The following is a 22,810-nucleotide window of genomic DNA, read 5'->3' on the forward strand; positions in this document are numbered from 1 at the left end:
CAGGTCCCTATCGCGCGTGGCTGACCGGGGTGCGCTGCTCCCCGAGATCGATCCGCCCGTCCGGGGTGGCGATGGTGGCGGTGATCAGGTCGCCCTCGTGGAGGTAGCGCGGGTTCTTGCGCTGGCCGTTGAAGAACACCTTCCACTTCACGGCGGGCGGCAGCAGCGCGGCGATCTTCTCCACCGGCTTGGGCGGGGCCTTCAGGGCCGTACCGCCCGGGGTGCCGGTCAGGAGCAGGTCACCCGGTTCCAGGGTCTGGAACCGGGCCAGCAGGGTCAGCGCCTCTGCGGGGCGGACGATCATGTCGGCGAGGGTGCGGTCCTGGCGCAGGTCGCCGTTGACCGACAGCTTCAGCCGCAGGTTGAGAAGGTGCGTGAAGTCCTCCGGCTCCAGCAACGCGAGGTAGGGCCCGGTGGGGGTGAAGGTCCGGTACGACTTGCTCTCGTAGAACTGCGTCTTGGTCAGCTGCACGTCGCGGGCGCTGACGTCGTTGGTGATGACGAGCCCGGCGACGTACTCGGGCAGGTCGTTCTCCGTGACGACGGTGTCCAGTGGCAGCGGTGCGCCCATGACCAGGCCGAGCTCGATCTCGTAGTCCAGGAACTCCACGTGTGAGGGCCGCACGACGGTGTCCTGCGGACCGCCCACCGAAGTTGACGCCTTACGGAAGAACGTGGGCGGGATCTCGCCGGTGAAGCCCGAATCGCGGGCGTGGCTTCGGTAGTTGACCATCTGGGCGACCACCCGGCAGGGGGTGGTGACCGGGGCCAGCGCCGCCAGGTCGGCGACCGGCGTGCCCGTCTCCCCGGAAGTGGCGGCCTCGCGGACCGCATCGCGATCGATGAGCAGCTCGGCCGTGGTGGCCGCTCCGGTGTCGATGCGGACGGCGTGTTCGGCGCTCACCACCCACCAGCCTTCGGCAGTGCGCAGGACGTTGGTGCTCATGAGTTGATCGCTTTCATCAGGCCCAGCAGCCGCGCCGGGTCGAGTTCGTTGTCGCCGCGCAGGGCCCGCATGACCTCTCGGAGCTTGGCGGGGGACGGATTCGTACCGAGGAAGTCGCGGGTGACGGGCGGCCCCCACTGGGCGAGACCGCTGGCCGACATGGGCGACCAGCCGGGTGCGACGTCGCAGGAGAACAGGTCGCCGTCGGCGAAGTGCTCCAGCATGAAGCGGTCGGGGTCACGCCAGTAGTCGAACAACTGGCTGCCGAGGATGTGCCGGCCGATCCCCCAGCTGCGCCGGTAGCCGCGCTCGGCGAGGTACTCCCCGCCGGCGGCGATCGCGTCCAGGTCGGTGACCTGGTAGGCGGAGTGGACGTAGCCGTTGGCCGGGCCGAGATGTATGGCCAGTGTGTGGTGATCGGCCGGCTCGCTTCCCCGGTCGCAGCGGATGAACGCCATCGCCGGACCCCGGTCGCGCTGACCGTCCAGGAAATTGAAGTCGCTGACGATCATGCCGAGTGTGTCCAGGTACCAGTCCAGAGCTTTGCGGAAGACGCGGGTCTCCAGCACCAGGTGTCCAAGCCGCTGGATGCGGGACGGTTCGCGTGGCGGGCGCTGCGTCTCGTTGACGCGGCGGTGTTCGGTGCCGAAGTTGAGGAGCTGCGGCTGCTGTTCGGGCAGGGCGGGCAGTTCCTCGCCGCAGTGCACGACCCGTACCGGGAGACCGGACGGGTCGAGCAGGTCGACCGCCTGGCCGCCGCCCGGGGCGTCGGCTTCCCGCACCGAGCTGCCGGTGACACGGGCCAGCCGGTCCAGGTCGGCCCGTTCACCGGCCCTGTACGCCGGGCCGATGAACCGGGACGTACGCCCCTTGCGGATCACCATGCACGGCGATCCCGCGAACGTGCCTCGCAGCCACAGCGCCCCTTCGGTGCGGGCGGCGATCGCGAAGCCGAAGTCCCGCGCGAACACCTCCGCCCGGTCCAGGTCCGACTTCTCGAACTCCAGCCACGCCAGGTCCGCCACCTTGATCACTGGGTTCCGGGAGCGACCGGGGTGCTCGCCGCGCAGGGCGCCCTCCTCGCTGTGGAGATCTTGATGGGGCGTCGTGAGGTCCGCGCGGTCGACCTCGTCGGCCCGGGTTACGGCCATGGTGTCCTCCAAGCAACACTGCTGCAATGAGGGAATCATCAACTCTGCTGAAGAGGTCGTCAATAGTTCCAGCCAAGAAAACTGATGGACTCATCAGATGTGTGGATGTGATCGGACCGTCGCTACAATGACTGGCATGCCGACACCCGCGCCGCCCCTCAACCGCTTCGAACGACGCCGGGCCGAGACCCGTAAGGCTCTGATCCGCGCAGCCCGAGAGCTCCTCGCCGAGAGCGGGGACACCAGCGCGAGCATCCAGTCCATCGCCGAACGGGCCGACGTCGGCTTCGGGTCCTTCTACAACCACTTCGAGTCCAAGACGGAGCTGTTCGACGCGGCGGTGGCGGACGCGTTGGACGAGTTCGGCCAAGCCATCGACGAGCGCCTACAGGGGGTTGTCGACGACCCGGCGGAGCTCGTCGCGGCAGGTTTCCGCCTCACGACCCGCATGGCCGACTCACACCCGGAGCTGATGCGGATCCTCCGTCACCGCGGCCTGCGCCACATTCACTCCGAGCTCGGCGTCGCTCAGCGCGCCCTGCGCGATCTGGAACACGGCATGGCCACCGGCCGCTTCGCCGACGCCGAACCCCTCAGCGCGCTGTCCGCCACGGGAGGAGTTCTGATGTCCCTGGTGGAGCTGAGGTTCGCCCACCCCTACCTCGACGGCGAAGAGGCCGCTTCGAACATGGCCGAGATGACCCTGCGCATGCTGGGCGTGCCGTCGGACGAGGCCCGCGAGGTGGCCCGGCGTCCGCTGCCGGCTGTCGGCGACCGGTGAAGGTCCGTCATGCAGCGGTAGGGCCAGGGACGTAGCGAGTGAGGCTGCTGCGGTTGCTGTTGAATGAGCTGAGTGAATGAGACTGCTGCTCCACCGCCTTGGAAGACCTGATCCACATGCGGCGCTCCCTCGGTCGCCCCAAGGACCACCGCCGCGCGGACGGACTCTCGCGTTTGCGTCCCTGAGGTTGATCCTTACCGTTTGCGAGCGGTGAGTTGATCACGTTCGGTGACGCTCTCGGCAGGTGGTCCACCAGGAGGCGGATCAGCGTGCCTTCGAGGATCGGAAGTTCGCCCTCGTGGCTGATCCACACCGAGCGCGTGGCGTGCCGGGGTGGATGCGGTCCCAGGCCATGGCGTGGGCGGTGCCGTACCGCTCTGTGACCTGCATCGTCGCGGCGTTCGGTTTCTCCCCAGGCATCGGGCTTGGCGAATCGGAACTCCTTGCCGTGCTTGGGTGGCCGGCCGCCCTGCGGTGGTGAGATCCACGGTACGGGACGGGTTTGCGGACCCCGCGGGATGCCGTGGTCGATCCGCGTCAGTCGGCGATCAGGACCGGCCGGGGTCCCGCTGGGGCCGTCCACGCCTCGCTGATCCGGGAGAGCGGGTAGGCCTGGGCATTCACCTCCACCTTGCCGTCGGTGATGAGCTGTACGTAGGCGGCGACCTGGGTGAAGTATCGGCGCATGTCGAAGGAGCCTATGCCGCTGCCGCTGAGGCGGAAGGGGCGGCTGCGCAGCAGCGAGGCGGGAACGGCGGCCTGTTCGCCGGCCGCACCTCCGATCTCCACGTAACTGGTGGCGCCGGTGCCGGGCACGTTCGCCAGTGCCTTGAACGCGGACTCGGCCGCGCCGCCCCACAGGAAGTCCAGAACAAGGTCGGGCGCCTTGCCGTCGAGGGCCGCACCGATGGCTGCCGCGTCCACGCCCTTGTCGCCGATGATCTCGACGGTCTCGGCACCGAGTCCGGCGACGCGCTTGAGGTCGTCGACGCCGCGGCCCACGCCGATCACGCGCCGCACGCCGAGTGCTCGGGCGTTCTGGACGGCGAGGCCGCCGGCCGCTCCGGTCACCCCGAGGATCATCACGGTGTCCGGGGCGCCGTGCTCGTCCGCATGGGCGGTCAGCGGCATCCAGGACGACATGCCCGGGTTGACGCCCGCCGCCACGGCGACGGGGTCGGCGCCGTCCGGAAGCGGGAGGGTCATGGCGACCGCCATCCGCTCGGCGTACGTGCCCCAGGGCGCCTCGATCTCACCCGTGTACACCAGTGTGCCGTCGGCGGTGCGGGCCACCGCGTCCACGCCCGGTACGAGCGGGTACTGCCCGGTGCTGCTGTAGTGCTCGCCGGAGGCCTTGGCGCGCACGATGGGGTGGATCGCGGTGGCGACCAGGTCGACGATCTGCAGGCCCTGGTCGGCCTGGGGATCGGGAAAGTCGAGGTACTCGGGGGCCGCGCCTGCCGTCGTCACCACTGCTGCCTTCATCACTGCTCTCCTTGACTGGGGAAACACACCGCGGTCTCGCATCGCTCCGGCTCGTGATCCGGACGCCGAAGACCGGTAATCGGCTGCGGAGTGGGCCGACGACCACCTTACGGATACATCGTAGCCATAAAAGACCGTCGGCGGCCACCATCGCTGTTGCCTCGCCGCGATCCGGCCCGAGGCCGTGGTTGGCCGGCGCGGCCGGTCGCGACGGCCTTCCGCCCGCCCTCGGCTTCTGGTGGGGCGTGGTGGACGTGAGTAACCCGTCCCAGTCGGTGCCGGGTAGGAGGAGTTTGAAGACGAGACGTGCGGCGGTGCGCTGGGCTGCCTGACGCAGGCGCGTTCGACCTCGCAGCGGCCGGTCCCGTCGGCTGACGGGGAGCGATCGGTGCGGCACCTGCGGCCGCTCATCCACTGAACGCTCAACCGGGCGTGGAGGCGATGACCAAGACCCCGCTGTGGGGCGACAGGAGCCTTTCGTGCGTCGACTCGAACCAGGCATGTCGTTCCGGTTGCGTAGCATCGCGTCCTGCGTGCACCGCGAGTCCTGGTGGCCGCCCTGTGGAGCCTTGGCGGCATGGAAAGATCAGAGGGCTGGAGTTGACGGATATGCCCAGGCAGTTCGCCGGTTGGGACGAGTCGGCGTTCGACGTGCTGTTGCGTCTGGAAGGTGAGCCGTCACCAGAAGTGATGCGCGAGATCCGCAAGGATCGCGAACGCCTCGTGCGGCAACCGATGGTCTCGTTGCTCCATGACTTGGCATGGGCGGATCCCGCGTTCGAGGACCATTCGGTGTGGCGGTACGGGAAGACACCGTGGTGGTGGCAGAACCAGTCCGCCGTGGCACGCATCGCCCGGAACGTCGAGATCGGGCTGCGCTTCAATCTGGACGGCCTGCACGTGCAGGGTGCGTGGTGGTACGCCGACTCCGCTCAGATCAGCAGGTTCAGGGCGGCGGCCGCCGCCGAGACAAGTGGTTGCGTATTGGGCGATGTGGTGGCGGAACTGCGTGGCAAGGGGTTCGAGATCACCGGAGACCTTCTGAAGCGCGCGCCCCGGGAGTATCCCGCCGACCATCCTCGAGCAGCGCTCTTGCGCCACCGATCGCTGCTCGCCGTGCGATACCTCGGCTGTGACGAATGGTTGCAGACGCCGGAGGTCGTCGACCGCGTGCTGGCCACGCACGAGGAACTCAGACCACTGCTCGGCTGGCTGACCGACCACGTCGCCGCTTGAGGCGCACCCGGCAGTCGGCGGCCTCATAGCGCTGGCGCAGGGCCGCAGCTGTTTCTTCGCGCTCCACGAAGAGGTGCCCGTAGGGCTCGCACGCCACCCTGGTCACATCCCCGACCGTGACGGTGGCCGGTTCGCCGCGTGCGGCCCGGCGGCGCTGGCGATCGCCATCATGTCCGCGGAACGCAGCGGGTTTCTGGAACGCTCCCGGATCAGAGCCGCCTGGGGTCTACGGGCACCTGTTCGTTTCGCACGCTTCGTCTGGCGGGGACGTGTCCTGCGCCCTCTCTCGGTGAAACGGACGGACGGAGTCGCCTGTGTCCGGGCCCCCGTGTATGCGCGGAGCTGCACCGTGGGCTATTCCTGGCGGGCTGTCGGCGTACACACGATCGTCCCCGGTCGCGTACGAGTGAAAAGGGACGCTTGATGGTGCGGTGAATCGTGGTGCCCGGCACTCTTCTGCTCGTCCGGTGAAGGGTGGCGGAGGGTGGTGACGCGGTGGTTTTGGACCCGCAGCGCTGGCTGGAACTGCGGCGGTTCCGTGCTCTGGTCGAGTCAGGGGCGGTCAGTCTGACCGAGGTGGCCAAGGAGACTGGGCTGGACCGCAAGACGGTCCGCAAGTATCTGTCGAGCACGGCGGCGTCGGTGCCGCCGAGGCGGACGTCGAACGGCCGGCCCCGGAAGAAGGCGGTCGACGAGGTCGCCCCGTTGATCGACGCGATGCTGCGGGCAGAGATCCTCATCAAGGGTGCTGTGGTGCACGAACGCCTGGTGAAGGAGTACGGCTCGACGATCAACTACCAGCGGGTCAAGCTCTATCTGCAGGAGGCCCGGCCGCGGATCGCGGGTGAACTGGGGATCGAGCCGCGGGAGTTGGCGGGTATGCACCGCCGCTTCGAGGTGGTTCCCGGGGCCCAGGCTCAGGTCGACTGGGGCGATGAAGGCAAGATCCTCGCCCACCTGGGAATCCCGAAGGTCTACTCGTTCCATATGGTGCTGTCGTACTCGCGCGATCCGTTCTGCTGCTTCACCACGAGCCAGGACCTGCAGACCTTCTTCGACTGCCACCGGCGGGCATTTGCGCACTTCGGCGGGGTGCCGATGTCGATCGTCTACGACCGGACCAAGACCGTCGTGCGCCGGCACGTCGCTCCCGGTGAGGCGGTTCCGCTGCATCCGGAAGCGGTCGGCTTCGCCGGCCACTACGACTTCGACATCGACGTGCTGGCCGCCTACCGGCCCACCGGGAAGGGTCGGGTCGAACGCCAGGTGTTGATCGTGCGTGATCACGTGCTGGCCGGGCGGGCGTTCTCCTCGCTCGAGGAGTTGGATGCCGCGTTCTTGGCGTGGGTGCCGCAGCGACGCGCCCGCACCCACGCCACCCACCACGAGGTCATCGGACACCGGGCCGCCCGGGATCACGCCGCCCTGAAGCCGTTGCCGTCCTCGCCCTATCTGGTGGCCGAGCGGCATCTGCGGCCGGTGGGCAAGGACTGTCTGGTCGCGTTCGGCGGGAACCTCTACTCGGTGCCCGCCCGCAAGGTCCGCCCGCGTCAGCTGGTGGAGATCAGAGCGACGAAATCCCAGGTCATGCTGCACACGACCGTCCCCGATGCCAGCGGCGAGACGTTGCTGTCCAGCCATCCGCGGGCGGTCGGCCGCGGCGTGGTTGTCAAGCAGGATGAGCACTGGGACGGCCTGCCAACCGGCAAGAACCGCCGCACTACGACGGGCGACGAGCCGCCACCACCGCAGAGCGAGTTCCCCGCGGCGGGTCGCATCGGGCCCTTGCAGGCCCTGTTGAACCGGGCCGCTGCAACCCAGATCGAGGTCGGGCGGCGGCCGCTGTCGGTCTATGACGAACTGACCGGCACCCGGCCCTTCACCACCAACTCCCCGACGAAGGAGTCGTCTTGAGCGAGCTGACCGGCAACCGCATCCGCACCACGGCCGGCAAGCTCGGCCTGCCCCACCTGGCGGAGACCATCAACGAGTACACCCGCCGAGCCGACGAGGCGAAGATGGGCTACCTCGACTTCCTCGACCTGGTCCTTTCCGAAGAGCTCGCCGTCCGCGACGACCGCCGCTTCCGCCAGGGCCTGCGACTGTCCAAGCTGCCACACCACAAGACGCTGGACGAATACGACTTCTCGTTCCAGCCCGAGCTCGACCCGCGCAAGGTCAAAGACCTCGCCAGCCTCTCCTTCGTCGACGGCAAGGCGAACGCCGCGCTGCTGGGGCCACCGGGAGTGGGCAAGACGCATATCGCTGTCGCTCTCGCTGTCGCGGCCTGCCGGGCCGGCTACTCGATCTACTTCACCAGTCTCGACGACATGGTCCGCAATCTGAAGGCTGCCGAGTCGGCCGGACGGCTGGTCAACAAACTCGGCACCTACCTGCGGCCGAGCGTCCTTGTGATCGATGAGGTGGGCTACCAGCCCCTCGAACGGGCCGAGGCGAACCTGGTCTTTCAGGTCATCTCCAAGCGTTACGAGAAGGGCTCCATCATCCTGACCTCCAACAAGACCTTCAGCGAATGGGGACAGGTGTTCGGCGACGAGGTCCTCGCCACCGCGATCCTCGACCGGCTCCTCCACCACTGCGAAGTGATCGCGATCAACGGCCCGAGCTACCGGCTCAAGAACCGCCTCCAGGCCATCGAGCGGGAGAACGAAGTGGCCTAACACCTGGGGACGTTCAAACGTACCGGCCCGGCCCGAAGCGAGAGTACGCCGACACGGGCCGGGCGGAGTACCCGGTGTACCGCGTCACGCAGCCATTGGTGGGCCCCGTCGGCGGTGTGGCGCGGGTGCCAGGCCATGCCGATCGTCAGTGGTGGGAGCGGCAGCGGGATGTCCAGCAGGCGCAGTCCCAGCGTGTGCGCCGCGTCGCTGAGTGGTGAAGGGGGCTCGCCCGGCAGCGCGGTCGGCACCAGGCACACCACGTCGCCGACTGCAGCCAGCGCCATCGCTGCCAGATGTCCCGGCAGGACGGCGCTGACCTGCCGGCTGAGCCCTTGCTCGGCCAAGGCCGCGTCCAGCGGGCCGGTGAAGCGTCCCCGGCGGCTGACCGCCACGTGCTCGGCCGCGGCCAGCCTGGCGGGCGTCAGGGTGCCTTCGGCGAGCGGGTGCCCGGCCCTGACGCCGGCCGCCATCCGCAGCGTGACCAGCTCTTCGACCCGGGTCTCCGGGTCGACGTGGTCGATCGCCCCGATCTCCAGATCGATCCGGCCTTCGCGCAGTGCGGGGCCCGCCTCCCACTCCTCGGCCAGCACCCGCAGTGAGACGCCCGGCGCCCGACGCCGGGCCAGCCCGAGCAGTCCCGGCGCCAGTGCCGCGCCGACCAGGTCCGAGGCCTGGACGGCGAAGGTGCGCCGCAGTGCGGCGGGGTCGATCCCTCCGCTCGGGGTGAGCAACGCCTCCAGCCGGCGCACCACCGAGGCGGCCTCCTCCCGTAGCGCCTCGGCGCGGGGCGTGGGCACCATCGCCTGTCCTGCCCGCACCAGCAGCGGATCCTGGAGCACCCGGCGCAGTCGGGACAGGGTGCGGCTCATCGCCGCGGGGGACGTGTGCAGCCGCGCGGCGGCACGGGTGACGCTCTGCTCGCTCAGCAGGGCGTCGAGGGCGACGGCGAGGTTGGCGTCGAGGTTCGGGGCTGGGCTGCTCACCGGCATTATTCCGTTCCGGGCAATGATTGGATGCTGAAGTTCCCATTGTGGCAACGCGGTTGGCGTCTTCACGATGGAGGGGCCGTATCGATCCGACAAACACCGCGAGGTTTTCATGATCGTCATTACCGCCCCCACCGGGAACATCGGCCGGCGGCTCCTATCACTGCTGGTCGAGGCCGCGCCCGCACGCGGAGACGAGTTGCGCGTCGTGGTCCGCGACCCTGCCCGGCTCCCCGAGGCCGTGCGCGGACGGGTCGAGGTGGTCACCGGCTCTCACGGCGACGCCGCGACCGTCGAGCGCGCCTTCACCGGGGCCGACGCCGTTTTCTGGCTGGTGCCGCCGGACGCGTCGGCCACGCCCGACGAGGCGTACAGCGGCTTCACCCGCCCGGCCGCGCGGGCGTTCGCCGACCACGGCGTCGGCCATGTCGTCGGCGTCTCGGCGCTCGGCCGCGGCACCCCGCAGGCCGCCCGGGCCGGACTGGTCACCGCCTGTCTGGCCATGGACGACCTGATCGCCGACTCCGGCGTCGCCTACCGCGCCCTGGCCAACCCGTCCTTCTTCGAGAACCTGCTGGAGGAGGCCGACTCGATCCGCGAGAACGGCGTCTTCACCGACACCGTCGCCGCGGACCGTCCGGCCCCGCTGGTGGCCGCCGCTGACATCGCCGCGACGGCGGCCGGGCTGCTGCTGGACCGCTCCTGGACCGGCGCCGGCAGCGTTCCGGTACTCGGCCCGCAGGACCTGTCACCCAACGACCTGGCCCGCATCATGACCCGGGAGCTGGGCCGTCCGGTCCGCTACCAGCGCCAGCCGCTCGACGAACTGCGCTCCACCCTGCTCGGCCACGGCCTCAACGAGGCGTTCGTCGAGGCAATGGTCGACATGAAGCGCGCCAAGGACCAGGGCCTGGACTCGGGCGTCGACCGCTCGCCGCGGACGGGCCCGGCCACCGGATTCGCGCAGTGGTGCGCGCAGACTCTCAAGCCCGCCGTCCTCGCCACACCGGAGGCAGCCGATGCCCACTGACCGAACCGAACCGCCGGTCACCGCGTTCATGCTGGTCAAGACCACGCCCGAGTGGCTGGCGATGACGGTGGCCGAACGCGTCCAGGCCTTCACCACCCAAGTCCTGCCGGTGATCGAGGCCCGCACTCGCGGCGTCCGCTCCCGCTTCTACGACACGGAGTTCTACTCGGCGCGGGTCACCGACATATGGGTCTGGGAGGCCGACGACCACGACGCCTACCGGCTACTGATCGACGCGCTGCGCGAGACCCCCTTCTGGGACCGCTACTTCGAGGTCGTCGACCTACTGGTGGGCACCGAGAACGGCTACGCCCGCACCTACGGCCTGAAGCCGGTGGCCACCCTCGCCACCTGACCTCCACTCGATCGCTGCCTACTGTCTACGCCGCTGGATACGAACTGCTCTCGTCAACTTACCCCGGCTCTGAAGGACTTTGTTGGCGGATCCGGTGACTGCGCTTGGTGATCTTGTTTGGTCGGGCAGTCTGGTGGGGTTCGGTTCCATCGCGCGGGGAGGCAAGGAGGGGCTGCGATGTCGCTGCGCCCTGTGCCTGCTCCGTCCGTCCCGGAGGCCACCGCGCGGGTGGCGCGGGCAGCGTTCCGCAAGGGCTGTCTGGCCATGCGGATCCGGGATGAGCTCGGTCCGTTGTTCGAGGACGAGCAGTTCGCCCGGGCGTTTCCGCGCAGGGGTGGGCCGGCGTGGTCGCCGGGGCAGCTGGCGATGGTCAGCGTGCTGCAGTTCGCAGAGGGGCTGACGGACCGGCAGGCCGCGGACGCGGTGCGCGGGCGGATCGACGTCAAGTACGCGCTGGGGCTGGAGCTGGATGACCCCGGGTTCGACTTCTCGGTGCTCAGCGAGTTCCGGGACCGGCTGATCGCGCACGGCCTGGAGAAGCTGGTCCTTAACCGGGTGCTGGAACGGGTCGATGAGTTAGGTCTGCTGCGGGCGGGAGGCCGCCAACGCACCGACTCCACGCATGTGCTGGCCCAGGTGCGGACGCTGAACCGGATGGAGTTCGTGGGCGAGACCCTGCGCGCCGCCTTGGAGACGCTGGCCGTCGCAGCGCCTGCCTGGCTGCGACAGACCGTCGCGCCGGAGTGGTTCGAACGCTACGGCAAGCGCATCGACTCCTTCCGCTTCCCCAAGGGAGCCGACGCCCGCCAGCGGTGGGCGCTGACCGTGGGAGAGGACGGATTTACGCTGCTTCAGGCCCTCTACGCGCCTGACACACCAGCCTGGCTGCGGCACGTCGAGGCGGTGCAGGTCCTGCGGACCGCGTGGGTGCAGCAGTATCACCGCGACGAGAAGGGGGTGCGCTGGCGGGAGGGCAAGGACCTCCCGCCGGGCAGGCTGAGGCTGTCCAGCCCCTACGACATCGACACCCGCTACAGCGTCAAGCGCGGCGCGGGCTGGGACGGCTACAAGGTTCACTTCACCGAGACGTGCGAGCCGGACGCCCCGCATCTGATCACGAACGTGGTCACCACCGACGCCACCGTTCCCGACGTGGAGATCACGGCGCCCGTCCACGACGCGCTGGCCGCACGCCGCCTGCTGCCCGCTGTCCATCTGGTCGACTCCGGCTATACCTCCGCCGCGCTGCTGGTGGCCGCCGCTGGGCAGAACATCGAGCTGATGGGGCCGGTCCGCGGCGATACCGCGGCCCAGGGCCGGGCCGGGGGCGGCCTGGGGCAGGACGCCTTCACCGTCGACTGGCCGGCCCGCACCGTCACCTGTCCCCGCGGGCAGCGCAGTATCAGCTGGTCCGCTCAGCGCAAGCCCACCGGCACCGAGATCATCCGGGTCCACTTCGCCAAGACCGACTGCGACGCCTGCCCGGTGCGCGCGGCGTGCACCAGTGCCAAGAGCAAGTGGGGCCGCAGCCTGACCTTGCTCACCCAGCCCCAGCAGCAAGCTCTCGACCAACGCCGACGCGAGCAGAAGACCGACGAGTGGCAGGCCGCCTACGGCACCCGCGCCGGAGTCGAGGGCACCATCTCCCAGGCCGTCCGGGTGACACGGACACGCACCACCCCCTACCGCGGGCTGCGCAAGACCCACCTCGGTCACGCCCTGATCGCCGCCGGACTCAACCTCCACCGCCTCGACGCCTGGTGGACCGGCACCCCCATCCGCACCACCCACATCAGTCGATTCGCCCGCCTCGGCCTCGAACTGATCGCCTGAGCAAGCGAATCCGCCAACAAAGTCCTGAAGGGCTGGGCTTGGAGGTAGCGCCCGGCTGGCTGCTGGGGTGGACTCCTCCGTCCAGACACCGGACCGCTCACTCCGCAGCGTCGCCCGGCCCCTCAGCGAAGGTGTCCGACGGCCTGTGGCGGGGTGCCCGTCGGGCTGCCGATCCGCGGGCGCCCCTGCCCCATCAGTGAAGGGTGCGCTCCAGCCGCTGCGCCACCAGTTTCACGAACCGCGCGGGCTCCTTGGGCTGGCCGCCCTCCGCGAGTACCGCCAGGCCGTGCAGCAGCTCGGCGGTCTCGACGAGTTCAGCGCGGTCCTCGCGCTGCTGGTACGCCTCGTTCAAGCCCCGCACGAGCGGATGCGCGGGGTTCAGTTCGAGGATGCGCTTGGTCGGGGGGATCTCCTGGCCCATCGCCCGGTACATGTTCTCCAGCGCCGGAGTGAGGTCATGCGCGTCGGAGACGACGCAGGCCGGGGAGACGGTGAGCCGCGTCGACAGGCGGACGTCCTTCACCTCCTCCCCCAGCTCCTCCTTCATCCAGTTCAGCAGAGCGGCGTACGCCCCGGCTTGCTTGTCGCGGCTATCGTCGGACGGTTCGTCACCCTCGGCGTCGAGGTCGATCTCGCCCTTGGCGACGGACCTCAGCCGCTTGCCCTTGAAGTCGCCCACGGCATCGACCCACACCTCGTCGACAGGGTCGGTGAGCAGCAGGACCTCGATGCCCCGGGCTGCGAACGCCTCCATGTGCGGGGAGTTCTCGATGCTCTGCCGGGACTCGCCGGTCATGTAGTAGATGTCGTCCTGCCCGTCCTTCATCCGCTCCACGTACTGCTGGAGCGTGGTCGGCTCATCCTCGGCGTGGGTGCTGGCGAAGGACGCGACAGCGAGCAGGGCGTCACGGTTGTCGGAGTCGCTGAGCAGTCCCTCTTTGAGTACGGCGCCGAACTCCTGCCAGAACGTGGCGTACTTGTCGGGGTCCTTGGCCTTCATGTCCTTGACCGAGGACAGGACCTTCTTGGTCAGCCGGCGCTGGATCATCCGGATGTGCCGGTCCTGCTGGAGGATCTCGCGGGAGACGTTGAGGGAGAGGTCCTGCGCGTCGACGACGCCCTTGACGAAGCGCAGGTACGGCGGCAGCAGCGCTTCGCAGTCGTCCATGATCAGCACACGCTTGACGTACAGCTGGAGGCCGCGCCGGAAGTCCCGGGTGAACAGATCGTGCGGGGCGTGCGCCGGCAGGAACAGCAGGGCCTGGTACTCGAAGGTGCCCTCGGCCTGGAGGCGGATCGTCTCGAGCGGGTCGCGCCAGTCGTGGCTGACGTGCTTGTACAGCTCGTGGTACTCGTCGTCGGAGACCTCGTCGCGCGAGCGCGCCCACAGGGCCTTCATCGAGTTCAGCGTCTCGACTTCGGGCGTGGCCTCTCCGTCGCCCGCCTCCGGGACGAGCCGGATCGGCCAGGTGATGAAGTCCGAGTACCGCTTGACGATCTCCTTGATTGTCCAGACGGCGGTGTAGTCGTGCAGCTGGTTGTCGGGATCGGCCGGCTTGAGGTGGAGCGTGACGGCCGTTCCCTGGGGAGCCTCGTCGACAGTCTCCAGGGTGTACGTGCCCTCGCCGCGCGACGACCACCGGGTGCCGCTGCTCTCCCCGGTGCGCCGGGTCACCAGGGTCATCTCGTCGGCCACCATGAAACCGGAGTAGAAGCCGACGCCGAATTGCCCGATCAGCCCCTCCGCCCCGGCAGCGTCCTGAGCCTCTTTCAGCTCCTGGAGGAAGGCGGCCGTGCCCGAGTTGGCGATGGTGCCGATGAGCTTGCCGACCTCCTCGTACGACATTCCGATGCCGTTGTCCCGCACGGTGAGCGTACGGCCGTCCTGGTCGAGTTCGATCTCGATGTGCAGGTCGGACGTGTCGGCGTCGAGGCTGTCGTCCCGCAGCGCCTCCAGACGCAGCTTGTCGAGCGCGTCCGAGGCATTGGAGACGAGCTCCCGAAGGAAGACATCCTTGTTCGAGTAGACCGAGTGGATCATCAGCTGGAGCAGCTGACGGGCCTCTACTTGGAACTCAAACATTTCGGTCGGCATGGTCGCGTTCCCTCACAGTGCCTACATAGCTGGAAAAGGTGACAGTCACTCTAAAACACGCGGTGGCGGAGCGGCTGGAAGAACTGTCCCGTGAGGTGAACCAGCGCCTGACCGACAGGAAGAGAGCTGAGAAACGACCGAAGTACACCACCGCGCTTTCATCCCGGCCAACCAGGGATGTGTGGCCCCATGGAGCGGACTTGGCCAGGGTGGAACAGCCGCCCGCGGTCAGCTGCCACGCAGGTGATCCGGGGCGCGCCCTCCGAGGGCAGCTCGGGCCGCCTTGCCCGCGAACTGCGGGCGGCGGGACGAACGGGCTGACCAGTCCAGCGAGACGACCGTCCCGCCATCCACCCGACTCGGCAAACTGCGGGTCATGTCGCATCGTTCCCCGGAGCGCCATCGCTCCTGCCCCTGCAACAGCCCGGTGCGTCAAGGCGCACAGGCTGAGCGCCAACCAGGTCCGCGTCCGCCGGGCGGGACAGCACGATCTCCGCCCGAGGCAGCGGCAGCGCTGTCTCACCTTCGGAGTACTCGCTCTCCCAGCCCTGCGCCGCGACGAGTTGAAGGACCGCCTGCCAGTCCTCGACCGAAACCTCAGGGACATGCAGGTCTGGCAACGTCCCCATCAGATCCGGGGTGAAGAAACTGCTCACGTCATCCCACAAAAGGTCAGCCACACCGCCATGCTGCCCGGCTCCACGATCCGACGCAGCCCTGTTTCCCTCGACCGCAAAGATCGAGCACCCTATCGATCTCAGTCGCGGAAGGTTGAGATTTCCGCAGGCCGTACCACTATCCAGCGCTGCCATGTCCAGCAGTTGCGCCGCTTGCACCGTGAACTCAGGGAACCCTGCGAGATCGGTAGTGCGCCGCGAGTCGAGGTGGAGGGCCGTAGCCATCTGTGGCGTTCAACTGGCGGTGCGCCGGTCATAGGCGGAGCACGATCAGGGCGATGTCGTCGCGGGCGCCGCTGCTGACACCGAGGTGCGCGAGCAAGGCGTCGGCGAGACGTTCGGGGTTGTGGCGGGCAAGGCAGGCGAGCGCGTCGGTGAGGCGTCGTAGGCCGGCGTCGATGTCCTCACCGCGCCGTTCGATGAGGCCGTCGGTGTAGAGCACGAAGGTGTCGCCGGGAGTGTAGGGCAAGTCGGACTGGAGGCGGGGGACGGGTTCGGGACGGGCCCCCAGCGGAGGGTCGGTGGCCTGGTCGAGAAGCTGGCACGTGCCATCTGGGTGGAGCAGGACGGGGGGCGGGTGGCCGGCACAGCTGTACACGATGCGGCGAGCGTGGAGGTCCACGACGGCTTGGACGACGGTGGTGGCCAGCGCACCCTCCACGTCACGTGCGTACAGACCCAGGACGTCCAGGGCACTCGCGGGCCGTTCGACGGCCCGGACGACGGCGGACAGCGCGCTGCGGAGCATGCCCATGACGGCGGCGGCCTCCAGGCCGTGGCCGACGACATCGCCGACAGCGACGGCGAATCTGTTCTCGGGGAGGTCGACCACTTCGTACCAGTCGCCGCACACGTTCAGTGATCCGGCGGCGGGCAAGTAGCGCACCGCGATGTCCTGGTGGCGGGCAAGGTGGGGCGAGTGGAGCATGGCCTCCTGCAAGGTGACGGCGATCTGGCGTTCCCGGCCGTGGGCTTGGCGCAGTTCCTCGTTCAGTCGTTTGAGCTCGCGCGTCCGCGCGTACAGTTCGACTTCCATCGCCTCCACGTCGCTGAGCGCCGCGCCTCCTCGCAGGCGAGGGTGGGAGAGGATGAACGAGGTCACGTCCTCACCTCGGTGGATGATCCACTCCAGCTGCCCATCCCGTCCGAGCACCGGGGTGTTGATCGCGGACCACCACCGTTCCTCGAACTCGCCGGGCCGGTCGGCCACGGGAATGTCGTACTTCATCGGCGCCATCGTGTCCGGCTCTCTCGAGCGCAGGACCCGGTGCAGGGAGGCATGCAGATTCCGCACCCCGTCGGCATCCGGGTCCGCCGGATTCTCAGGGAAGGCATCGAAGAGGTAGCGTCCGAGCAGATCCTCCCGCGTACGGCCGGTCACCCGACAGGCCGCCTCGTTGACGTCGGCGAGCACCAGATCCGGGTCCAAGACCATGCAGGGGCTGGGGGTGACCGCGAACAGCGCCTGGTAGTCGATCCCCGGCCTCGTCACATGCTGCGGCCGAGCATCCTCATCAGGGCTGCTCTCGTCCCTCACCCTTACGTTCTACCGTTCGTCGGCGCCCTCGGCACCTGGGCACACCGCCCGCCTCGGCTCGCGACCCTCCACTACACACCAACTCGACCGCTTGAGTGATTTTTGGTGATCAGAGCGGGGACTCAGGCGGTGATCAGAGCGGGGACTCAGGCAGTAGAGGGGGTGAGAGCCGTGGATTCGCTCATCCACATGTGGCTTCCGGCTATTCCGCCTGCTACGGCGCGGCCCTCCGTGCCTCTCTTGCGCCCCGACGTGGACACCGACAGCCCACCAAGGGCCGCCCGCTTCTTCTCGGGGATGGCCCTCATGATGGCCTGCGTAGCAGGCGGGATCACCGGGACGGCCCTCTCCGCCGAGGCGAGCAAACGGCTCCACGAAACGGCCGGGCCGCTGGGCGGGCCCGACTGGGGAGACAGCGCCGACATGGACCTCGGCGGCTTCGACGGCGGCTGACCGATCCTGCTGCACCTCCACCACGGCGAGGCGTTCCCCGATCCGGTCGAGGTGGATGTCGGCGTCCGTGTCGGGGGCGGGCCGTCCTGGGCGGCCATGACGGCGCGCCGTGCCGGCGGACCTGCGGACAGCAGGCCGTCGAGGGCGCTGGAACACCTCCGCGATCACACCGTCCGGGACCGTCACCGGCCGGCCCTCCGAGGCCGCCGGCAGGTGGGCGAGGGCCCGGCAGGCCGCCACCCTTGCGTACCTGACCGCTGCAGCGTCCCCTGCATGCACTTCGACGCGATCGACGCACCGCCGAGCAGGCCGCCGATCCACACCGCGCAGCCGAGGCCTGCTCGTCAGCGCCACCAGCGAAGAACAAGCCGCGGCACGCGGCGCACCAGGACAGCGGCGGCCTGGCCGATCACGGCGCCGGCGGCCACGTCGCTGGGGTAGTGGGCGCCGGACTGCACACGCTCCAGGGCCACCATCGCCGCAGGCACAGCACACACCGCACCGGCGGCCGGCCACATCGGTGCCACAGCCGCGGTGAAAGCGACCGCTGCGGCGGTGTGCCCGGAGGGAAACGAGGACGACCCGGGACGATCGTCCACCTCGTCATGCGCAAACCATTCCTTGGGCGGCCGCTCACGGCAGGCGACCTGCTTGCACAACCCGTTGCACACCAGCTGCGCCACCGCCAAAGCCGCCAGTCCCCCGGCCGCCGCCTTCCTACCCCGCCAGCCCCCGGTCGTCGCCATCACCACGGCAGCGCCGCACCACAGCTTCGTGCTCTCCGCAGCCTCCTCCACCACCGACAACGCCTTACCCACACCCGGCGAAATACGGGACGCGACCCGCCGCGTCAGCACCCCGTCCACCTCACGCATTCCCGCCCACACACTCATGATCTGCAGGTATCCGGCCACGGTGTTTCCACACGAAGATTGTCCAGCTTCTCCCCGAGGCGGTGTCCTTCAGTCCGTACCGTGCGGTACAGGCTCACGCGCGAGCGCGGCCGGCTGAGGCCGCATCGCAACGAGCCGGCCGTGGGCGTGGTCGGCCGGTGCCGGCGGCCATGTCCTTGCTGCTCGTGGGGCTGCCCGAGCGACCCGGCGCCCGCCACGAGGCCTCACAGGCGGCCGAGACGGCCAGCCACCAGTACACCTGAGGTCGCAGCGGTGCTCCGCCTGGTGGGCGAGGGCACAGGACGCGCCCTTCCGCTGCGAGCCGCGCCACCGCCTCAAGGCTCCGAGACGCGTCACTGAGATTATTGACGGGTTGACCTTCACACCAGTGTGACGGTTGTGCAATCGAGGCATGAAAAGAGACTCGATGAGCCCCGGCTCGTTTCGGCTCGGCCTGGCGTTGGAGGGCACGGGTTGGCACCCTGCCTCGTGGCTCTTGTCGTCGGTGACCGACGCCGAGGAAGTCTTCACGGGCGGCTACTGGACGAACTGGGGGCGCGCGGCCGCGTCAGCCGGCATCGACTTCGTCACGCTGGAGGACGGCCTGAGCCTGCAAACCGATCGCTTCGGCACCGCCGACCAGGCCCATGACCGGGTGCGCGGCAGACTGGATCCTGTTGTCACCGCAGCGGTCCTGCTGGCGACGACAGACATCAGCGAGGTGGTGGTTTCGCGCAACGTGACGCACACCAACCCGTTCCATGTCGCCGCCCAGCTGGCGTCCTTGGCGGCAATCGGGCCGGGCCGGGTGGTGTGGCGGCCGCAGGTTTCCGCCGACGCACGCGATGCCACGGTGGTCGGTGGACCGGCGACGCCTCAGCTGCAGGCCGAGGACGTGTACGTCCCGACTCGCATCGCGCGACGGCTCCGGGATCTCTTTCGTGACGCTGAGGACTACGTGCGAACAGTGCGCGAGCTGTGGAGGACGTTTCCCGCCGAGAGCCTGAGCTCCGGGGACACGTTCCTGCACCGGGACATGGTCGCGCCGTCGCGGCTCACCGGGAGGGAAAGGTACCCGGCGGCCGGCCCGCTGACCGTCCCGGTGGCGAGCACCCCGAAGGTCGCGGTGCTCGCGCACCATGCCCTGGAGCCGTATCGACTCGCTGCCGCCGTCGCTGACAGAGTCTTCGTGACTCCGTCCGACGAGCATCCGATTCCCGTGCTCCTGGCGGCGTTTCGAGAAATCGAGAAGCTGACGCCGGACGCCACCGGGACCGAGGTGTACGCGGACGTGGCGGTTGTCCTGGGCGACACGGACGAACACGCGGAGTCCAGGCTGGCCCGGCTGAACGATGCCGCCGGTTTCGTCTGGGTACCGGACACGCACGTCTTCGTGGGAACCGCGGACCGCCTCACTCATGAACTCGCCCGCTGGCGTGAGCAGTTCGGCCTGACCGGGGTCCGGCTGCGCCCCGCGGTGCTTCCGGACGACGCCGACAGGATTATCCAGAAGTTGGTCTGGTGAGGAACGGCCTTCAGGTACTGCGCAGTTGACCGGGTGCGATCGGGGCGCGATGTTGCTCCACCTCGGTCAAGTACTCGGTCATCGCGTTCCTGTTACGGGTGAGCATCTCGATCCGATCACTGAGCTTGTCCCGCTCCGTGGTCAGCAATGCCAGCATCTCCGGGGTCGCGTCCGGAAAGTGAATGGACCTGGGCTTGTCCAGGCACGGCAGGATCTGCTTGATGATCCGCGTCGGCAACCCGGCCGCCAGCAGACCGCGTATCTGCTTCACGCGGTCCACATACCGCTCATCGTAGGTCCGGTATCCGTTCGTCGACCGATCCGGCACGATCAGCCCCTGCTCCTCGTAGTACCGCAGCAGGCGCCGGGACACGCCCGTCAGACGGGCCAGTTCACCGATGCGCACACACTCGAGAATAGCCGCGCGGTCCGAACTTGACCATCACATCAATGTGAGGGTTTCACGATCAGTGCATGACGACCACAACAGCCTCTCCGACACGACGTGACGTCCTGCCCTGGTCCGCTCTTCTGGCACTGGGCACCGCGGTCTTCATCACCAGCCTGACCGAGACCCTCCCGGCGGGCGTCCTCCCGCCGATGTCCTCCTCTCTCGGAGTCAGCTCCGGTGCGGCGGGCCAGGCCGTCACCGTGTACGCCGCCGGGACTGCCCTGACCGCCATACCGTTGGCCGCAGCCACGACGGGCATGCGGCGCAAGCCGTTGCTGCTGGCCGCCATGACCGTCTTCCTGGTCGCGAACACGCTCACCGCTGCCGCGCCCGGCTACGCGGTAATGCTGGTCGCACGGTTCCTCGCCGGCGTCGCCGCCGGACTCGCGTGGGCCATCCTTGCCGGAAACGCGCGGCGAATCGCGCCTGCCGGCCAGGAAGGCCGTGCCATCGCGATCGCGATGACCGGGATCCCCCTGGCGCTGTCGCTAGGTGTTCCCGCCGGAACGCTGATCGGGCAACAGATCGGGTGGCGAGCGTCCTTCGCTGCCGTCTCAGTGGTCTCCCTCGCCGTCGTCGGGTGGATCACGTTCAGCGTTCCCGCCATCAGCCAACCGACGGCATCGGCCGCAGAGCCGAAGCCGACCACCCGGCAAACGCTCCGGGTCCCTGGGGTCACCACCATCATGACCGTCGTCGTGACCTTCGTCCTTGGTCACACGATCATCTACGCGTACATCGCGCCGTACCTGCGGCAGGCCGGCCTCGCCACCCAAGTGGACGCGATCCTGCTGGCCTTCGGCATCGCATGCCTGGTCAGCATCTGGTACACCGGCAGCCACATAGACAGACACCTTCGTCGACTCGCGCTGACCGCCGCAACGCTGTTCACTGTCGCCACGGCCACCTTCGCCGCCACCACGGCACAGGCCGGCATCTGGGTCGCAGCCCTCGCGTGGGGCCTGGGATGGGGCGGTACACCCACGCTCCTTCAGACCGCCGCCGGTCATGCCGGGATGCGACGCAGCCCAGCCATCGCCGACACCGCGCAAGCCATCCTTGTCACCTTGTGGAACGCGGCCATGGCACTCGGCGGCATCATCGGCGGCATACTCCTGCAACGCGTCGACATCGCCGCCGACGCCATCGCCGCGGCAGCGCTCGGAGCCGTCAGCCTGACCGTGATCACCCTCACGCGAAAGCACGCCTTCGCCACAGCGGACCAAGACGCACCATGAACCGTGGTCGTTGATCGAGCCGTTGTTGCCGGTGCCGGCGCAGAGGCGGGTCATAGTCACCGGGCGATGTCGGTGCAGCACCTGCGGGATGCCCGCAGGCACAGCCGGTCCGGCACCGGTCGCCGGCCAGGACCCTTCTCGGGCCAGGACGGCAGCAGCGGCGCGATCAGCGCCCACAGGTCTGCGTCCACAATCCACGGCCGGGTGGTCACACCAACCCGGCGGCGGCTGAAGCGGTGGCCGCCGTGGCAGTGCGAGCGATCATCGGAGCCCCGGTCACGGAAACGCCGTGACCGGGGCCCAGGATCAGCTACTGCGGAAGGTGCCGACCGCCGCTAGTTCCGGTACCGGAACACGATCCGGCCGCGCGTCAGGTCGTACGGCGGGAGCTCCACCAGCACCCGGTCCTCCAGCATGATCTTGATGTAGTTCTTGCGGATCTTCCCGCTGATGTGCGCGAGCACCTGGTGGCCGTTCCCGAGCTCCACGGTGAACATGGCGCTGCGCAGGCACTCGACGACCTTGCCCTCGACTTCGATGACGTTCTTGTTCTTTGTCATCGCACCAGCTCCAGGTTGCTGCTCATCGGCCGGGCGCCGATGCCGTCGAACAGCGCCGAGGCTGCTTGGTTGGACTCCTGGACCTCGGTCCAGGCCGCGGCGTACCCGGAGCGGTGCAGCGTCCCCAGCGCGTGGGCCAGCAGCGCCCGCGCGATGCCGCGGCGCTGCTCGCCGGCTCGGACGGCGACCAGCCCGATGCGCGGCCGGTTCACCCTCACCACCCGGATCAGACCCAGGTAGCGGTCCGGCGCAGCGGCCACCGCGTACTTCGACGGGTCGACGATGGTGTCGCCTTCGGGGCGGGGAATCACCTCCGCGGGCATCGACTGCCACCCGACGTTCGCCTCGACTTCGTCACGGATCGCGCGGTCCACCGCCCGCAGCAGACTCTCGTCCGCCTGACCGGCGGGCACGATCGTCACGCCCGAGGGCGGCAGGACTGCTTCGAGTCCTGTGACGCGCGGGTCGGTCGGCACGACGTACTCCCACTCGCGGCGCCGGATCGTGAAACCGGCCCGCCGCCAGCCGGCCGCCAGCTCGACGTCGGCTTCGTCGACCACCGTGTACAGCGGCGCCGGCAGCTCCGCCACCATCGCCTCGGCGAGCCGGTCGAAGGTGGCGTCGTGCCAGGCGTCGATGCTGACGAACAAGCGTCCGTCGGGCCGGTGTGCCGCGTGCCCGCGGCCGACCACCAGGTCGTCATCCAGTGCATGCCATTGCCTGTCCGCGACGCGCGTGATCATCACCGCGTTCTCGCTCAGGCCAGCTGTGAAAGGCTTCATGTCCATCGGAGTCTCCTTCAAGAGTGCCTCGATCTCAGGCGCTCCTGGCGACACCGAACGTCAGCCGCCGGACCGTGACGGGTTGAGGGAGCACCCCTGGGTAACTGTGTTCACG

The 22,810-nt window shown here is 68.9% G+C and carries 20 protein-coding genes and 2 pseudogenes; 10 read left to right on the forward strand and 12 right to left on the reverse strand.

Features of this window, described 5'->3' with window-relative positions; genetic code table 11:
- Window positions 1–7: 7 nt before the first annotated feature.
- Both OG985_RS05340 and OG985_RS05345 read right to left on the reverse strand, forming a co-directional pair.
- Entirely contained in the window at window positions 8–946 is a 939-nt protein-coding gene (locus OG985_RS05340) for a fumarylacetoacetate hydrolase family protein (RefSeq protein WP_371667050.1), read from the reverse strand.
- Window positions 943–2,097: a VOC family protein gene (locus tag OG985_RS05345; RefSeq protein WP_371667051.1), complete on the reverse strand. Its 1,155-nt coding sequence runs from the start codon at window positions 2,095–2,097 to the stop codon at window positions 943–945. The genes OG985_RS05340 and OG985_RS05345 overlap by 4 nt, the downstream gene beginning before the upstream one ends.
- 136 nt (window positions 2,098–2,233) lie before the next feature.
- On the opposite strand from OG985_RS05345, the gene OG985_RS05350 reads away from it, so the two are divergent.
- Window positions 2,234–2,878, forward strand: coding sequence for a TetR/AcrR family transcriptional regulator (locus tag OG985_RS05350; protein ID WP_371667052.1), 645 nt, complete (start codon window positions 2,234–2,236; stop codon window positions 2,876–2,878).
- A gap of 238 nt (window positions 2,879–3,116) precedes the next feature.
- On the opposite strand, the pseudogene OG985_RS05355 reads toward OG985_RS05350, so the two are convergent.
- Window positions 3,117–3,362 (reverse strand): annotated as a pseudogene (locus tag OG985_RS05355) (transposase); the annotation flags it as partial.
- A 53-nt stretch (window positions 3,363–3,415) separates the two neighbouring features.
- Window positions 3,416–4,363, reverse strand: a complete 948-nt coding sequence (locus OG985_RS05360; RefSeq protein WP_371667053.1) for a zinc-binding dehydrogenase — start codon at window positions 4,361–4,363, stop codon at window positions 3,416–3,418.
- 609 nt (window positions 4,364–4,972) lie between these two features.
- Here OG985_RS05360 and OG985_RS05365 point away from each other — a divergent pair.
- The 3 genes from OG985_RS05365 to istB all read left to right on the forward strand — a co-directional run bounded on the left by OG985_RS05365 (window position 4,973) and on the right by istB (window position 8,280).
- On the forward strand, window positions 4,973–5,599 hold the full coding sequence (locus OG985_RS05365; RefSeq protein ID WP_371667054.1) for a DUF2461 family protein: 627 nt from the start codon (window positions 4,973–4,975) through the stop codon (window positions 5,597–5,599).
- A gap of 495 nt (window positions 5,600–6,094) precedes the next feature.
- Window positions 6,095–7,513 (forward strand): IS21 family transposase, encoded by a 1,419-nt coding sequence (istA, locus tag OG985_RS05370; RefSeq protein ID WP_331719138.1) that lies wholly within the window; start codon window positions 6,095–6,097, stop codon window positions 7,511–7,513.
- Window positions 7,510–8,280, forward strand: a complete 771-nt coding sequence (gene istB / locus OG985_RS05375; protein WP_189845846.1) for an IS21-like element helper ATPase IstB — start codon at window positions 7,510–7,512, stop codon at window positions 8,278–8,280. Before istA ends, istB begins: the two co-directional genes overlap by 4 nt.
- Here istB and OG985_RS05380 read toward each other — a convergent pair.
- Window positions 8,277–9,269 carry a LysR family transcriptional regulator gene (locus OG985_RS05380; RefSeq protein WP_371667055.1) on the reverse strand — a complete coding sequence of 331 codons (993 nt, stop codon included), beginning with the start codon at window positions 9,267–9,269 and terminating at the stop codon, window positions 8,277–8,279. The two genes, istB and OG985_RS05380, sit on opposite strands and share 4 nt — an antisense overlap.
- Window positions 9,270–9,378: 109 nt before the next feature.
- Here OG985_RS05380 and OG985_RS05385 point away from each other — a divergent pair, with 109 nt between their 5' ends.
- The 3 genes from OG985_RS05385 to OG985_RS05395 all read left to right on the forward strand — a co-directional run bounded on the left by OG985_RS05385 (window position 9,379) and on the right by OG985_RS05395 (window position 12,484).
- On the forward strand, window positions 9,379–10,296 hold the full coding sequence (locus OG985_RS05385; protein WP_371667056.1) for an NAD(P)H-binding protein: 918 nt from the start codon (window positions 9,379–9,381) through the stop codon (window positions 10,294–10,296).
- Window positions 10,286–10,651, forward strand: a complete 366-nt coding sequence (locus OG985_RS05390) for a darcynin family protein (RefSeq protein ID WP_371667057.1) — start codon at window positions 10,286–10,288, stop codon at window positions 10,649–10,651. Before OG985_RS05385 ends, OG985_RS05390 begins: the two co-directional genes overlap by 11 nt.
- A 177-nt stretch (window positions 10,652–10,828) precedes the next feature.
- On the forward strand, window positions 10,829–12,484 hold the full coding sequence (locus OG985_RS05395) for an IS1182 family transposase (protein ID WP_371667058.1): 1,656 nt from the start codon (window positions 10,829–10,831) through the stop codon (window positions 12,482–12,484).
- A gap of 193 nt (window positions 12,485–12,677) precedes the next feature.
- On the opposite strand, the gene htpG is transcribed toward OG985_RS05395, so the two are convergent.
- The 3 genes and pseudogenes from htpG to OG985_RS05410 all read right to left on the reverse strand — a co-directional run bounded on the left by htpG (window position 12,678) and on the right by OG985_RS05410 (window position 16,691).
- Window positions 12,678–14,579 (reverse strand): molecular chaperone HtpG, encoded by a 1,902-nt coding sequence (gene htpG / locus OG985_RS05400; RefSeq protein WP_371667059.1) that lies wholly within the window; start codon window positions 14,577–14,579, stop codon window positions 12,678–12,680.
- Window positions 14,580–15,040: 461 nt separating this feature from the next.
- A pseudogene (locus OG985_RS05405) lies at window positions 15,041–15,259 on the reverse strand (hypothetical protein); the annotation flags it as partial.
- 250 nt (window positions 15,260–15,509) lie between these two features.
- Window positions 15,510–16,691 (reverse strand): PP2C family protein-serine/threonine phosphatase, encoded by a 1,182-nt coding sequence (locus OG985_RS05410; protein ID WP_371674264.1) that lies wholly within the window; start codon window positions 16,689–16,691, stop codon window positions 15,510–15,512.
- Between the two features lie 342 nt (window positions 16,692–17,033).
- Between OG985_RS05410 and OG985_RS05415 the strand changes: the two genes are divergently transcribed.
- On the forward strand, window positions 17,034–17,246 hold the full coding sequence (locus OG985_RS05415) for a hypothetical protein (protein WP_371667060.1): 213 nt from the start codon (window positions 17,034–17,036) through the stop codon (window positions 17,244–17,246).
- Window positions 17,247–17,590: 344 nt separating this feature from the next.
- Here OG985_RS05415 and OG985_RS05420 read toward each other — a convergent pair whose 3' ends face one another.
- The gene (locus OG985_RS05420) at window positions 17,591–18,139 is read right to left on the reverse strand and encodes a phosphatase PAP2 family protein (protein WP_371674265.1); all 549 of its coding nucleotides are present in this window, start codon (window positions 18,137–18,139) and stop codon (window positions 17,591–17,593) included.
- 412 nt (window positions 18,140–18,551) lie between these two features.
- Here OG985_RS05420 and OG985_RS05425 point away from each other — a divergent pair, with 412 nt between their 5' ends.
- The gene (locus tag OG985_RS05425) at window positions 18,552–19,664 is read left to right on the forward strand and encodes an LLM class flavin-dependent oxidoreductase (protein WP_371667061.1); all 1,113 of its coding nucleotides are present in this window, start codon (window positions 18,552–18,554) and stop codon (window positions 19,662–19,664) included.
- A gap of 10 nt (window positions 19,665–19,674) precedes the next feature.
- Here the strand turns inward: OG985_RS05425 and OG985_RS05430 are convergent, their stop codons facing one another.
- The gene (locus tag OG985_RS05430) at window positions 19,675–20,070 is read right to left on the reverse strand and encodes a MerR family transcriptional regulator (RefSeq protein ID WP_371667062.1); all 396 of its coding nucleotides are present in this window, start codon (window positions 20,068–20,070) and stop codon (window positions 19,675–19,677) included.
- Window positions 20,071–20,138: 68 nt separating this feature from the next.
- Between OG985_RS05430 and OG985_RS05435 the strand changes: the two genes are divergently transcribed.
- Complete coding sequence (locus OG985_RS05435; protein WP_371667063.1) at window positions 20,139–21,353, forward strand: MFS transporter; 1,215 nt, start codon at window positions 20,139–20,141, stop codon at window positions 21,351–21,353.
- Window positions 21,354–21,688: 335 nt separating this feature from the next.
- On the opposite strand, the gene infA is transcribed toward OG985_RS05435, so the two are convergent.
- Window positions 21,689–21,913 (reverse strand): translation initiation factor IF-1, encoded by a 225-nt coding sequence (infA, locus tag OG985_RS05440; protein ID WP_371667064.1) that lies wholly within the window; start codon window positions 21,911–21,913, stop codon window positions 21,689–21,691.
- A complete protein-coding gene (locus OG985_RS05445) occupies window positions 21,910–22,701 on the reverse strand; it encodes a GNAT family N-acetyltransferase (RefSeq protein ID WP_371667065.1) in 792 nt (263 codons plus the stop codon). The genes infA and OG985_RS05445 overlap by 4 nt, the downstream gene beginning before the upstream one ends.
- Between the last annotated feature and the right edge of the window lie 109 nt (window positions 22,702–22,810).

Origin of the sequence: Streptomyces sp. NBC_00289 (genome assembly GCF_041435115.1) — a bacterium.
Taxonomy (GTDB): domain Bacteria; phylum Actinomycetota; class Actinomycetes; order Streptomycetales; family Streptomycetaceae; genus Streptomyces.